Source organism: Kushneria phyllosphaerae (genome assembly GCF_900312995.1).
Lineage (GTDB): Bacteria > Pseudomonadota > Gammaproteobacteria > Pseudomonadales > Halomonadaceae > Kushneria > Kushneria phyllosphaerae.
Genome location: NZ_ONZI01000004.1, coordinates 456,936 through 470,386, shown reverse-complemented (window position 1 = coordinate 470,386; position 13,451 = coordinate 456,936). Strand labels below are relative to the sequence as shown.

The following is a 13,451-nucleotide window of genomic DNA, read 5'->3' as shown; positions in this document are numbered from 1 at the left end:
ATGGCCGCGCCTGACGTGTTGATCGGATCTCACCAAACCGTTGTTGTCGGACTGGGCCGTTCGGGGCTTGCCATTGCAGAGCATCTGACCCGTCGTGGCGAGCCCTTCGTCATGGCGGACACCCGTACGCAACCGTCCGGACTTGTCGAGTTTCAGCGTCTTTATCCGGACATCGAGGTGCACTGCGGTGATCTTGGCGAGCTGGAACTTCAAAACGCCGGAAGAATCATCCTGAGCCCCGGAGTGGATGTCCGTACGCCCGGTCTGCCACGGTCCGGCCCCGAGATCGTGGGCGAGACGGCTCTTTTTGTAGAGGCGTTGGGCGAGCGGGCGCAGCGGCCAATGCTGATTGCCATTACCGGCTCCAACGCCAAGTCAACGGTCACGACACTTGTCGGTGACATGGCGCGCGCCTGCGGTATTGATGTGGCGGTGGGCGGTAATCTGGGGACGCCGGCGCTGACCCTTCTGGCGCAGCGGCCGGAGGCGGCATGCTTCGTGCTGGAGCTTTCGTCCTTTCAGCTGGAAACGACGCCGCAGCTGGGCGCTGATATTGCCGTTCATCTTAATCTCAGCAGTGATCATCTGGACCGACATGACGGTATGGCCGGCTATGCCCACGCCAAACAGCAGATCTTCAAGGGTGCCGGCGCCGGTATCGTCAATCGTGATGATCCCGCCACCACCCCTTGTGACACGATCAGGCCCGGCCGCACACTTTCCTTTGGTAGTGATCTGCCAGGCCGCGAAAGTGACTGGGGGCTTGGGCGCCGCGATAACGATGTCTGGCTCATGAGAGGCGAGCAGGCGGTCATGGCCGCGCACGATGTGATGATGCCCGGACAGCACAACCTGCTTAACGTTCTGGCAGCGCTGGCGGTCGGCCATGAAGCCGGCTGGTCATGCGACATCATGATCGAGACCGTGGCGCATTTTGCGGGTCTGCCACATCGGGCGCAGCGGGTTGCCGACCTTCATGGGGTGACCTGGATCAACGATTCCAAGGGCACCAACGTGGGGGCCACACTGGCGGCCATCGAGGGCATCGGCGTGACCCTGGCCGGGCAATTGATTCTGCTGGCTGGCGGTGTGGGGAAGGGCGCCGACTTTACGCCACTGGCCGAGCCACTTGGGCGTTACGGCCGGGCTGCCGTGGTGTATGGGCGCGATCGGGCTCGGCTGGCGCGCGCTCTGGAAGGCACGTTGCCGGTCGTGGTCGTGGACACGCTCGAGCAGGCCATGCAACATGCGATGGACATGGCGCAGCCGGATGACGCTGTACTGTTGTCTCCTGCCTGCGCCAGTCTTGATCAGTTCGATAACTTCGAAGCGCGCGGAGACGTCTTCTGTGCGTGGCTTAAACAGTGGCAGCCTCACTCATGAAACCTCTGGCAGAACGTTTTTCCACCGAGCGCCATGCCATCGATGGCTGGCTGGTTCTTTCCGCCATTACGCTGATGGTTATTGGCTGGATCATGGTGACGTCCGCATCAACGGAAGTCGCCAGTAGCCAGACCGGCAACCCCTGGTATTACAGTATTCGCCATGGAATTTTTGTTCTGGCCTCCATGAGCATTGCGCTTCTGGTCATGCGGATCCCGTCGGTGTGGTGGCGCGCCAATGGCCCCACACTGTTGCTTATCGCAGCCATCCTGCTGGCTGCCGTATTGATCGTGGGTCGAGAGGTCAACGGCAGTCGCCGCTGGATTCATCTTGGCCCCATCAACCTTCAGGCCTCGGAGGTCGCCAAGTTCTGTCTGATTATCTATGTCGCGGGTTATACCGAACGTCATCTGACGCGGTTGAGGCGTAGCTGGTGGGGCTTCATGGCCCCACTGATGCTGACCTTTTCACTGAGCATCCTGCTGATTCTGGAGCCGGACTATGGTGCCGCGGTCGTGATGCTGGCAGCCACCATGGGTGTTTTGCTGCTGGCAGGGGCATCGCTTTGGCGTTTTATACTGCTGGCTGGCGGTGTGGTGACCCTTGGCGCCTTTGTCGCCATCTCGGAACCCTATCGCCTTGCCCGTATCTCCAGCTTTCTTGATCCATGGGCCAATCAGTATGGGTCGGGGTATCAGCTGACCCAGGCCCTGATCGCTTTCGGGCGCGGTGGCTGGAGCGGGCTGGGGCTTGGTAATAGCGTCCAGAAACTCTTTTATTTGCCCGAGGCGCATACCGATTTCGTATTTTCAGTGCTGGCAGAAGAGCTGGGCATGCTGGGCGCCGTGGGCGCGGTCGCACTTTTTGCCATTCTGGTGTATCGCTGTTTTCGCATTGGTCGTAATGCCGAGGAAAGCGGTCATCTTTTTGCGGCCTATGTCTGCTACGGAATAGGCATCATTTTTGCGTCGCAGTCCTTTATTAATGTGGCGGTCAATGCCGGACTCTTGCCCACCAAGGGTTTGACCCTGCCGCTTTTGAGCTATGGTGGCTCGAGTCTGATGGTCAGTGGTGCCATGGTCGGCGTGCTGTTGCGGGTCGATGGTGAAACACGGGGCCGTCGTCGCGCTGCCCGCAAGCGTTCTCGCAGTGAAGCTGCGGAGGTGCCGGCATGACCGCGCGGCCCAAAAGGGCACTGATCATGGCCGGGGGCACCGGCGGTCACGTCGTACCCGCGCTCTCTCTGGCGCGTGCGCTGCAGGCACAAGGCGTCGAGATACATTGGCTGGGCACACCGCGTGGTATTGAAAACACGCTGGTGCCCGAAGCCGGTATCCCGCTGCATCATGTGTCGATCGTCGGGCTGCGCGGTAATGGGATGCTGGGCTGGTTCAAGGCGCCCTGGCGACTGTGGAAGGCTGTCGCCCAGGCGCGTCGGATCATCAGATCACTGGATGTCTCGCTGGTGGTCGGGCTGGGCGGTTTTGCAAGCGGTCCTGGCGGGCTGGCCGCCTGGCTAATGAAAAGGCCGCTGGTCATTCACGAGCAGAATGCGCTGCCGGGGATGACCAACAAGGCGCTGGCCCGGTTGGCTCGTCGCGTTTATGCCGCCTTTCCGGGCGCCTTTGACGAGGCGCGCCATCCGATCGTGATCGGCAATCCCGTACGTCAGGAGATTGCCGATATCGGCGCGGCGCCTCGTGAGGCAGAAATGCTGACGGGACGTCCGCTCAGATTGCTGGTCGTTGGCGGGTCACTGGGGGCGCAGGTGCTCAATGAGCGGGTTCCCGCAGCGCTGGGCCTGATGGCAGCCGAGGCCCGACCCGAGGTGCGCCATCAGGCCGGGAAAAACAAGGATGTCGCGACAGTGGCTGCCTACCAGGCGGCCGGTGTCGAGGCAAACGTTTCCGATTTTATTGGTGACATGGCACAGGCCTATAAATGGGCGGATCTGGTGGTCTGTCGCAGCGGTGCGCTGACGGTGACCGAGCTGGCCGCAGCGGGCAGGGCATCGCTTCTGGTGCCGTTTCCACATGCCGTGGATGATCACCAGACCATCAATGCAAACTATCTGGTCAAGGCCGGTGCGGCGCAGTTGATTCCCCAGACGCAGATGAGCGTGCAGACATTGAGCGATACGCTTGCCGAATTGCTGGATGCGCATCGGCTGCTGGAAATGGGGCGGTGTGCCAGAAGCGTGGCGCAGCTGGAGGCGACCGACATCATGGCCCAGGGCTGTATGGAGACAGGTTTTGAGTAATCAGGTGCAGGCACGCAGCGGTATGCGGCGTATCCGTTGTATTCATTTTGTGGGCATTGGCGGCTCCGGCATGTGCGGTATTGCCGAAGTGCTGGCCAATCAGGGGTTTTGCGTCAGCGGCAGTGACCTGCGCGAGTCACAGGTGGTGGCGCATCTGCGCCAGTGCGGTATTCGCGTGGCCATAGGCCATCATGGCGATAATGTGCGTGACGCTGACGTGGTGGTGGTCTCCAGTGCCGTGGACCCGACCAACCCTGAAGTCATGACCGCGCGCGAACATCGGGTGCCGGTGGTGCGCCGCGCCGAGATGCTGGCCGAGCTGATGCGCTTTCGTCACGGCATTGCCGTGGCAGGCACTCATGGCAAGACCACCACCACCAGTCTTACGGCAACACTGCTGGCCGAAGGCGGTCTTGATCCCACATTCGTGATCGGCGGTCGCCTGACTAGTGCCGGCAGCAACGCCAAACTGGGGGAGGGCGAGTATCTGGTGGCCGAAGCGGACGAGTCCGATGCTTCCTTTCTGCACCTTCAACCCATGACGTCCATTGTGACCAATATTGATGCCGATCACATGGCGACCTACGAAGGGGACTTCGGGCGTTTGCAGGATACCTTTATCGAATTCCTGCATAACCTGCCCTTTTACGGTCTGGCCATTGTCTGCCTTGATGATCCGGTCGTGCGTGAGCTGTTGCCCAGAATTCAGCGTCAGTTCGTCACCTACGGCTTCGACGAGGAAGCCGACTACCGGATTACCGATTTCTCTCAAAAGGGCGATACCGTCTCCTTTGTAGCGTGTCGACCTGCGCCACATGACGCCATCAACGTTCGACTCGCCATGCCCGGTCGGCATAATGCGCTTAATGCCATGGCCGCCATTGCAGTTGCCACGGACGCCGGCGTAAGCGACGCCTCGATTGTCCAGGCGCTGGCAGGGTTTGCAGGCGTCGGGCGTCGCTTTCAGGTTCAGGGCCACTACCGACTGCCTGACAGTGGTGACAATGGCCTGCCGGTCATGCTGGTGGACGACTATGGCCATCACCCGCGCGAAGTGGAGATGGTCATTCGTGCAGTTCGCGAAGGCTGGCCGGATCGACGGCTGGTCATGGTCTATCAGCCGCATCGCTATTCCAGAACCCACGACCTTTATGAGGATTTCGTGCGGGTGCTGTCAGGGGTCGATCAGCTTCTGCTTCTGGATGTTTACAGTGCGGGTGAAGCGCCCATTACAGGAGCTGACTCGCGTGCGCTGGCAGGGTCCATTCGTCAGCGCGGGCAGACCTCGCCGCTCTTTGTCGAAAGTCGTGAAGCCCTCGCGGACATATTGAGCAACGTGCTCGATGACAACGACATTCTGATTACGCAGGGTGCCGGCGATATTGGTGGTATCAGCATTGCGCTGGCCCATAGTGAACTCAGACTCGATGGAGTTGCCCTGTAATGACCGGGGTTTTCAAAGCCTGTTATCTGGGGCAGGGCGTGCAATGACAACGGCAACTTCCAATCGCCTGCTGGGGCTGATTCTCATCGTGGCGCTGCTGGTGGCAGGTGGTCGCACGCTCTGGATATGGCTGGACAAGCCCATTGAGCATGTGTCCATCAGAGGTGATCTGGAATATGTCAACGCCGCCTATCTGCAGGACCAGCTCTCGCCATTGATTGCCGGAGAAAGCTGGCTGTCCGTGGATATCGGCCAGCTGCGCAACGAAGCGCTACAGGTGCCCTGGCTCAAAGATGTTCGTCTTTCAAGGCGATGGCCGAACGCGCTGACGTTTGAGCTCTACGAACAGCGCCCCGTGGCCTGGTGGAACGATGGTTCATTGCTCAACGCCCAGGGTGAGCCCTTTGCCGCCGGCCCCATCAAGAATGTTGGCACCAAACCATGGCTGGCAGGCCCGCAGGGCAGTGGTCCCGAAGTGCTTGCCTACTATGATGCCCTGAAAAAGCAGTTTGCGCGTTTGAACATGACCATTACCCAGTTGCGACTTGAACCTCGTGGTGCCTGGCGTGTACAGCTCGATAATAATTTCTGGATCATGCTCGGGCGAACGGATCTGGACATGCGACTTGAGCGTTTTATTACCGCATGGCAGCGTGGACTTTCCGCAAGCCGTGACGATATTCGTTATATTGATTTGCGTTATCCAAACGGGGTTTCGGTGGCATGGCACGGCGAAAATGACCCCGAAAATGATAATTCGGATGGATAAATGGAGCGTTCTCGTTAAGTTGCGTAAAAACACGGCTCCTGAGGGGAAATGGGTATTTCTTTCGCTTTAAAATCACCGTATTCTCGGTAAGTCTTTTTAGTATTATTAATGCGTAATTACGCCAGTTTCTTTTTTAATTGAATGCGATTGAGATAATTGTGCGTATTAACAGGTTGATCAGGGAGTAGGCCCGACCTATGGCAGGAGAAACCAACGCTTCCAATATGGTAGTCGGGCTGGATATCGGAACATCCAAGGTTGTGGCCATTGTTGGGCAACCCACCGATGACGGCGGCATAGAGATTGCCGGCATTGGCTCTCACCCCTCGCATGGCATGAAAAAAGGGGTGGTCATTAATATTGAATCCACGGTGCAGTCTATTCAACGCGCTGTGGAAGAAGCCGAACTCATGGCAGGATGTGACATACATTCTGTCTATGTCGGTATTGCCGGTAGCCATATCAGCTCCATGAATTCCGATGGGGTTGTGGCCATCAAGGAACGTGAAGTGGCGCCGTCCGATATCGATCGTGTCATTGATTCCGCCCGGGCACGTGCCATTTCCGAAGGTCAGCGAATTCTGCACGTATTGCCGCAGGAATATGCCATCGATACCCAGGAAGGTATCCGTGAGCCGCTGGGCATGTCGGGAGTGCGTCTTGAAGCGCGGGTCCATCTGGTGACAGCGGCACTCAACGCCGTTCAGAATATCGAAAAGTGTGTGCGTCGCTGCGGTCTGGAGGTCGATGACATCATTTTGGAACAGCTGGCTTCAAGCTATGCCGTCCTGACCGAGGATGAGCGTGAGCTGGGGGTCTGCATGGTGGATATCGGCGGCGGCACGACCGATATTGCCGTCTTTACCGAAGGCGCCATACGTCATACTGCGGTCATTCCCATTGCCGGCGATCAGGTCACCAATGACATTGCCATGGCACTGCGTACGCCGACCCAGTATGCCGAGGATATCAAGGTCAAGTATGCCTGCGCGCTGACACAGCTGGCATCCAGCGACGAAATGATCAAGGTGCCCAGTGTCGGCGATCGGCCGGCACGTGATCTTTCCAGACAACATCTGGCCGAGGTGGTAGAGCCTCGCTATGAAGAGCTTTTTACCCTCGTGCGTGAGGAACTTCGGCGCAGTGGGTATGAAGATCTGGTGGCCGCCGGTATCGTATTGACAGGCGGCACCTCAAGAATGGAAGGGGTGGGGGAGCTGGCAGAAGAAATATTCCATATGCCGGTACGCATTGCCTGTCCGCAGAATGTGCGAGGGCTGGCAGATGTCGTGCGTAATCCAATTTATTCGACCGGCGTTGGTTTGTTACTCTACGGCATGAAGAATTCTCGCTACTCGCGATCTACGGCCCAACCCCGCCGGGATGAGCAGCCAAGACGTTACCAGTCCGAGCGCCAGGACAACGAGCGGCTCTCCTCAACCATTACGCGGATCAAGGGCTGGTTAAAAGGAAATTTCTGACAGGACTGCCTTGGCGGTCCAGGAGACGGGGTTATGTTTGAGCTTGTAGACAATGCGCCATCCAGCAGCGCGGTAATCAAGGTAATCGGCGTAGGTGGTGGCGGCGGCAACGCGGTCAATCACATGGTCGAAAGCAATATCGAAGGCGTTGAATTCATCTGCGCGAATACCGATGCGCAGGCGCTAAAGAGAGTTGCTGCCAAGACCGTTTTGCAACTGGGCAGTGAAATTACCAAGGGATTGGGTGCCGGGGCAAACCCGGAAGTCGGTCGTCAGGCCGCCATGGAAGACCGTGAGCGCATTGCCGAGCTTTTGCAGGGTGCTGACATGGTGTTCATCACTGCCGGTATGGGTGGTGGTACAGGCACCGGCGGTGCACCAGTCGTGGCACAGGTGGCCAAGGAGCTGGGCATTCTGACCGTGGCCGTGGTCACCCGCCCGTTCCCGTTCGAAGGTCCCAAGCGTCAGCGTGCGGCCGAAGAGGGGATGAAAGAGCTTTCCGAGCATGTCGACTCCCTGATCACCATTCCGAACGAAAAGCTGCTGACGGTTCTGGGCAAGAATGCCAGCCTGCTGACGGCCTTCAGTGCTGCCAATGATGTGCTTCTGGGTGCCGTACAGGGCATCGCGGAGCTGATCACCAGCCCCGGTATCATCAACGTCGACTTTGCAGACGTTCGCACGGTGATGTCCGAAATGGGCATGGCCATGATGGGTACCGGCACGGCGATGGGCGAAAATCGTGCTCGTGAAGCGGCCGAGAAGGCTATCCGCAGCCCGCTTCTGGAAGATATCGATCTCAACGGCGCACGCGGCATTCTGGTCAATATTACGGCTGGCCCGGATCTTTCCATTGGTGAGTTCAACGATGTCGGTGCCACGGTCCAGGAGTTTGCTTCCCAGGACGCCACCATTGTGGTAGGTACTGCCATCGATATGGAAATGACCGACGACCTGCGCGTGACTGTTGTGGCAGCAGGCCTTGATGGTCGTGTGGAAAAGGCAACACCGCGTCAGACGCAAACGTCTCGCAGTGATCAGGCTGACTACCGTCGCATGGCACGTCAGCCGGCCGTTTCACGCCAGCAGGCAGCGTCTGCCCGTGAAAAAGAGAAGGAAAAGGAACAGCAAAAGGCGTCTCGTGAATCTCGTGAGCGTCGTCAAAAGTCGCAGGAAATGGACGACTATCTGGATATTCCGGCGTTTTTGCGCCGCCAGGCAGACTGACTTGATTGGGCGGCCCTTCGGGGCCGCCGAATTTTATGATGGTAATAACAATATAAAAATCGACTAATCGAACACTGTTCGTTGTCGAGCCCCAAGGGAACTGTTACCATATAAACAACTGTTTGAATGTTTCCTGCCTGGTAGCCCAGACTATGATCCGTCAAAGAACACTACAGAACACCATTCGCGCGACAGGCGTTGGTCTGCATTCGGGTAAAAAGGTTTACCTGACACTGCGTCCGGCGCCGGCCAATACCGGGATCGTGTTTGTACGTACCGATCTTGACCCGGTCGTTCGTATCCCGGCCCACCCGGAAAATGTCCACTTTACGACCATGTGCACAGCCGTCGCTGTTGGCGATGTGCGTGTCTCTACGGTCGAGCACCTGATGTCAGCCTTTGCAGGCCTGGGCATCGACAATGCCTTTGTTGATCTCAGCGAGCCGGAAGTGCCCATCATGGATGGCAGCGCCGGCCCGTTCGTTTTCCTGATCCAATCGGCAGGTATCGCCGAGCAGGAAGCGGCCAAGAAGTTTATCCGTATCAAGCAGGAGCTGACGGTCAAGGACGGCGACAAGTATGCCACCTTCCTGCCGCATGACGGCTTCAAGGTCAGCTTCGCCATTGATTTTGATCATCCTGTTTTTGCCAATCAGAAGCAGACGACAAGCGTTGATTTCTCCACGACGTCGTTTGTGAAGGAAGTCAGCCGCGCTCGTACCTTTGGTTTCATGCGCGATATCGAGTTCCTGCGTTCACAGAATCTGGCGCTGGGCGGCAGCCTCGATAACGCGATCGTCGTCGACGAGTACCGTATCCTGAACGAGGATGGTCTGCGTTACGAAGACGAGTTCGTGCGTCACAAGGTGCTCGATGCCATCGGCGATCTTTACCAGCTTGGCTACAGCCTGATCGGCGAGTTCCGCGGCTACAAGTCCGGGCACGGGCTTAATAATCAGCTGGTACGCGCGCTGCTTCAGCATCAGGAAGCTTTTGAAATCGTGACCTTCGAAGATCGTGAAGCCTCACCAATTTCCTACTCCGAGCCAGCGATGGCCATGTAGCCTCCGAGGTGCATCGGCAGGAACATCAACAGTATAAAAAGGCACCGATCATAGATCGGTGCCTTTTTTGTTGGCAGTGCCATGACTGAATCAGTAAACGCTATTTGCTGTCGTGACCGGCATGCGAGGCCAGTCGCTCCAGTGATTTTTTAAGGCGAGGGCTGGTAGTGTCACGAGCGCATTCGCGAAGCTGATCGGCTGCAGCTTCAGGAAGCTCGCGGGCTCTTTCATGCGGCATATAGGTGGGCCGAATGGGGCGCACCTTGAAGGTCAGGCCTTCAAGCTCTTGAAAGGCGGGAAGCTGTCGCAACAGGGTTAAAAGACGCTGGCGCTCAAAGCGCAGCCAGGTCAGCCATACGGCACGATCTGTCATCAGTGTCAGATGACCATCATGATAGCCACCAACACGGACATGATCCTTCAGCTCGTCGGGCAGCGTTGCAAGCAGATGCTCCTGCGCTTCAAGAAGCACGCCTGCAGTATGAATCAGGGGTGCCAGAGCGCCTCGGGTGCGTAACAATTGCCCCACGGGCTGGGCGCGTACTCCTTTACCCTTTATACTCATGGCCCTGCCGCGCGATCATTAAGGATAGCGCCAATTTATCACGGCTGATCCTCAGATTGACAGCATGACCCATCCCGCTCGCACATTCCGCCTGCCACGGGGCTTCAGGACTCGATGGTGGCTGGCCGGCATTCTGATTGGCTGCCTTTTGCCGATCGGTATGGCCGATGCTCGCCTTGATGGCACGGCTGCCCAGCTGATCCGGATCTGTTTCCATTCGCCAGAACATATTCGCGCCGAGTCGCGTCGCCGTTATCGTCTCAGGCGTCTGGTGCTGCGCGTCTGGTGTCTGCCGGTAACGCTGTTTGATGTTGTGCGTGCGGTATTGCCTGTGCGGCCCTGGCTTGGCATGCCGACAGGCCATGATGTGCTATCGCGACGAGGTCCGCCTTCGACGTGTCATTGCCCTTTTTAACGACATGACACGACGACACAGGATAAAGAGATGCTGAATACGCTGTTACGTAAAATGGTCGGCAGCAAGAACGACCGTGAAGTCAGACGCCTGCGCAAGGCCGTTACCCGGATCAATGCGCTGGAAGAGTCCATCAGCGCCCTTGATGACAGCGCGCTCCAGCAGCAGACCATCGTGTTGCGCGAGCGGCTTGCCAACGGCGAGACGCTTGAAAAACTGTTGCCTGAAGCCTTTGCCACCGTTCGCGAGGCCACTAAACGTGTGATGGGCATGCGTCAGTTCGATGTCCAGATGATTGGCGGCATGGCCCTCAATGAAGGCCGGATTGCCGAAATGAAAACCGGCGAGGGCAAGACGCTGGTGGCAACGCTTGCCGTTTACCTCAATGCGCTGCCGGGGCTTGGCGTTCATGTGGTCACGGTCAACGATTATCTGGCGCGCCGTGATGCGGACTGGATGCGCCCGCTGTATGAATTTCTGGGGCTATCCGTGGGCGTCATTTATGCCGGTCAGCAGCCGCGCGACAAGCGCAACGCCTATGCCTGCGATATTACCTACGGCACCAATAACGAATACGGCTTTGACTACCTGCGCGACAATATGGCCTTCTCTCAGGCTGACAAGGTCCAGCGCAGGCTCAATTACGCCATTATCGACGAAGTGGATTCGATCCTGATCGATGAGGCACGCACACCGCTGATCATTTCAGGCCCGGTGGACGAAGACGTCGATATCTATCGCACCATCCATCAGCTGGTCGCGCCGCTGGTCCCCAGCGAGGATCCGGAAGATCCTGAAACCGGCGATTTTGTCATCGATGAAAAGCAAAAGCAGATCGAGCTGACCGAGCGCGGGCACAACGAGATCGAAAACCTTCTGCGCCAGGCCAGTCTCCTGCCGGATGAAGACTCCCTGTACGCCGCGCACAACCTGGGACTTTTGCATCACGTAGGGGCCGCGCTGAGGGCCAAGCATCTTTTCCATCGCGATGTGGACTACGTGGTGGCCAAGGGTGAGGTCATCATCGTCGATGAGCATACCGGTCGTACCATGCATGGTCGTCGCTGGTCGGAAGGTCTACATCAGGCGGTTGAAGCCAAGGAGAACGTGGAAGTCCAGAAGGAAAGCCAGACCCTGGCCTCTACCACCTTTCAGAACTATTTCCGTCTCTACGACAAGCTTTCGGGGATGACCGGCACGGCCGATACCGAAGCCTTCGAGTTTCGTGAGATTTACGATCTCGACGTTCTGGTGATACCGACCAACAAACCAAGGGCGCGAAAGGATCTCAACGATCTGGTCTTCATGACGACTCATGAGAAGTTCGAGGCCATCATCGAAGACATCAAGGTGAAGCAGGCCGAAGGACGGCCGGTGCTGGTCGGTACAGCATCGATCGAAAGCTCCGAAGTGCTCTCCGAGATGATGCGCAAGCAGCAGCTTGCCCACAACGTTCTCAATGCCAAGCAGCATGATCGTGAAGCGGAAATCATTGCGCAGGCCGGGCGCCCGGCAGCGGTCACCATTGCCACCAACATGGCCGGTCGCGGTACCGACATCATGCTGGGCGGTAACTGGGAGTCCGAGGTCGCCGCGCTGGATAACCCGAGCGATGCTGCCATCGAAGCGGTCAAGGCGGAATGGAAAAAGCGCCACGATGCGGTTATCGAGGCCGGCGGTCTGCATGTCATCGGCACCGAGCGTCACGAGTCGCGCCGTATCGATAATCAGCTGCGCGGGCGTTCCGGCCGCCAGGGCGACCCGGGTTCAACCCGGTTTTTCCTGTCGCTGGAAGATAACCTGATGCGTCTGTTTGGCTCCGAGCGCGTCCAGAAAATGATGGGCGTTCTGGGTCTCGAGAAGGGCGAGGCCATCGAGCACAAGATGGTCAGCAATGCCGTCGAGCGTGCTCAGCGCAAGGTGGAAGGGCGCAACTTCGACATGCGAAAGCAGCTGCTGGAATACGATGATGTGGCCAACGACCAGCGTCGCGTTGTCTATGACCAGCGAGACGAAATCCTGGCCTCCGACGATGTTTCCGACAACGTTCAGGGCCTGCGTGTCGAGATGCTCGATTACGCCATCTCAAGCTATGTGCCACCTCAGAGCCTGGCCGAGCAGTGGGATCTGCCCGGACTTGAAGAGCATCTGCGTCAGGAATTCAATCTTGATGCCCCGGTCGTTGCCTGGGCGCATGACGATGAAGGCTTCCACGAAGAGATGCTGCGCGAGCGACTGCACGAGCAGCTTCGCCAAGCCTGGGAAGCGAAGGAAGCGTCCGTGGGTGACGAGACCATGCGCCGCTTTGAAAAGCAGGTCATGCTTCAGGTGCTCGATACCCGCTGGAAGGAACATCTGCAGTCGATGGACCATCTTCGTCGCGGCATTCACCTGCGGGGTTACGCCCAGAAAAACCCCAAGCAGGAGTACAAGCGCGAATCCTTCGAGCTGTTCCAGACGCTTTTGCACAACATCAAATCCGATGTCGTGCGCATCCTCAGCCATGTTCAAATTCGTCAGCAGGCGGATCCGGAAATGCTCGAGCATGAGCGCCGTGAACATCTACAGCGTGAACAGCAGGCCAGCGAGATGACACGCACCGATGTCGCTCATGAGGATGTGCCGGCGCCCGAGATCAGCGAAGAGGCGGTTGCTGCGGCTGAAGCCGTGCAAAACCCGACCGTGCGTCGTGACGAGCCGAAGGTTGGTCGTAATGACCTTTGTCCGTGTGGATCCGGCAAGAAGTACAAGCACTGTCACGGCAGCCTCGATCAATAATCATTGATGTACCCGCACTGCCCGGCGGCCGTACAGGTGCCGGGCAGGCCACAAAAACAGCACAG

The 13,451-nt window shown here is 58.0% G+C and carries 11 protein-coding genes; 9 read left to right on the top strand and 2 right to left on the bottom strand.

Translation table 11 applies throughout. The annotated features are described in order from the left end of the window. The 8 genes from murD to lpxC all read left to right on the top strand — a co-directional run bounded on the left by murD (position 1) and on the right by lpxC (position 9,628). Positions 1 to 1,383, top strand: a complete 1,383-nt coding sequence (gene murD, locus KSP9073_RS15345) for a UDP-N-acetylmuramoyl-L-alanine--D-glutamate ligase (protein WP_108843826.1) — start codon at positions 1 to 3, stop codon at positions 1,381 to 1,383. Further along, the gene (gene ftsW, locus KSP9073_RS15340) at positions 1,380 to 2,558 is read left to right on the top strand and encodes a putative lipid II flippase FtsW (RefSeq protein ID WP_108843825.1); all 1,179 of its coding nucleotides are present in this window, start codon (positions 1,380 to 1,382) and stop codon (positions 2,556 to 2,558) included. Before murD ends, ftsW begins: the two co-directional genes overlap by 4 nt. After that, positions 2,555 to 3,643 carry an undecaprenyldiphospho-muramoylpentapeptide beta-N-acetylglucosaminyltransferase gene (gene murG / locus KSP9073_RS15335; RefSeq protein ID WP_108843824.1) on the top strand — a complete coding sequence of 363 codons (1,089 nt, stop codon included), beginning with the start codon at positions 2,555 to 2,557 and terminating at the stop codon, positions 3,641 to 3,643. Before ftsW ends, murG begins: the two co-directional genes overlap by 4 nt. Positions 3,644 to 3,665: 22 nt before the next feature. After that, positions 3,666 to 5,087, top strand: a complete 1,422-nt coding sequence (murC, locus tag KSP9073_RS15330; RefSeq protein WP_243409267.1) for a UDP-N-acetylmuramate--L-alanine ligase — start codon at positions 3,666 to 3,668, stop codon at positions 5,085 to 5,087. Between the two features lie 43 nt (positions 5,088 to 5,130). Continuing rightward, positions 5,131 to 5,856 (top strand): cell division protein FtsQ/DivIB, encoded by a 726-nt coding sequence (locus KSP9073_RS15325; protein WP_108843822.1) that lies wholly within the window; start codon positions 5,131 to 5,133, stop codon positions 5,854 to 5,856. 197 nt (positions 5,857 to 6,053) lie between these two features. After that, the gene (gene ftsA / locus KSP9073_RS15320) at positions 6,054 to 7,337 is read left to right on the top strand and encodes a cell division protein FtsA (protein WP_108843821.1); all 1,284 of its coding nucleotides are present in this window, start codon (positions 6,054 to 6,056) and stop codon (positions 7,335 to 7,337) included. Positions 7,338 to 7,370: 33 nt separating this feature from the next. Further along, positions 7,371 to 8,564 carry a cell division protein FtsZ gene (gene ftsZ / locus KSP9073_RS15315; RefSeq protein ID WP_108843820.1) on the top strand — a complete coding sequence of 398 codons (1,194 nt, stop codon included), beginning with the start codon at positions 7,371 to 7,373 and terminating at the stop codon, positions 8,562 to 8,564. Between the two features lie 152 nt (positions 8,565 to 8,716). Beyond that, a complete protein-coding gene (lpxC, locus tag KSP9073_RS15310) occupies positions 8,717 to 9,628 on the top strand; it encodes a UDP-3-O-acyl-N-acetylglucosamine deacetylase (RefSeq protein ID WP_108843819.1) in 912 nt (303 codons plus the stop codon). A 100-nt stretch (positions 9,629 to 9,728) separates the two neighbouring features. On the opposite strand, the gene KSP9073_RS15305 is transcribed toward lpxC, so the two are convergent. Both KSP9073_RS15305 and KSP9073_RS17645 read right to left on the bottom strand, forming a co-directional pair. Next, positions 9,729 to 10,157, bottom strand: coding sequence for a DUF721 domain-containing protein (locus tag KSP9073_RS15305; RefSeq protein WP_341476569.1), 429 nt, complete (start codon positions 10,155 to 10,157; stop codon positions 9,729 to 9,731). Positions 10,158 to 10,176: 19 nt separating this feature from the next. Beyond that, a complete protein-coding gene (locus tag KSP9073_RS17645) occupies positions 10,177 to 10,557 on the bottom strand; it encodes a hypothetical protein (protein ID WP_165814275.1) in 381 nt (126 codons plus the stop codon). Between the two features lie 81 nt (positions 10,558 to 10,638). On the opposite strand from KSP9073_RS17645, the gene secA reads away from it, so the two are divergent. After that, entirely contained in the window at positions 10,639 to 13,386 is a 2,748-nt protein-coding gene (gene secA / locus KSP9073_RS15295; protein WP_108843816.1) for a preprotein translocase subunit SecA, read from the top strand. Positions 13,387 to 13,451: the final 65 nt, after the last annotated feature.

Bases quoted from the DNA above. Each gene is read 5' to 3' on its own strand.
- murD (WP_108843826.1), top strand. From the start codon at position 1: ATGGCCGCGCCTGACGTGTTGATCGGATCTCACCAAACCGTTGTTGTC.
- ftsW (WP_108843825.1), top strand. From the start codon at position 1,380: ATGAAACCTCTGGCAGAACGTTTTTCCACCGAGCGCCATGCCATCGAT.
- murG (WP_108843824.1), top strand. From the start codon at position 2,555: ATGACCGCGCGGCCCAAAAGGGCACTGATCATGGCCGGGGGCACCGGC.
- murC (WP_243409267.1), top strand. From the start codon at position 3,666: ATGCGGCGTATCCGTTGTATTCATTTTGTGGGCATTGGCGGCTCCGGC.
- KSP9073_RS15325 (WP_108843822.1), top strand. From the start codon at position 5,131: ATGACAACGGCAACTTCCAATCGCCTGCTGGGGCTGATTCTCATCGTG.
- ftsA (WP_108843821.1), top strand. From the start codon at position 6,054: ATGGCAGGAGAAACCAACGCTTCCAATATGGTAGTCGGGCTGGATATC.
- ftsZ (WP_108843820.1), top strand. From the start codon at position 7,371: ATGTTTGAGCTTGTAGACAATGCGCCATCCAGCAGCGCGGTAATCAAG.
- lpxC (WP_108843819.1), top strand. From the start codon at position 8,717: ATGATCCGTCAAAGAACACTACAGAACACCATTCGCGCGACAGGCGTT.
- KSP9073_RS17645 (WP_165814275.1), bottom strand. From the start codon at position 10,557: ATGGCCTGTCGGCATGCCAAGCCAGGGCCGCACAGGCAATACCGCACG.
- secA (WP_108843816.1), top strand. From the start codon at position 10,639: ATGCTGAATACGCTGTTACGTAAAATGGTCGGCAGCAAGAACGACCGT.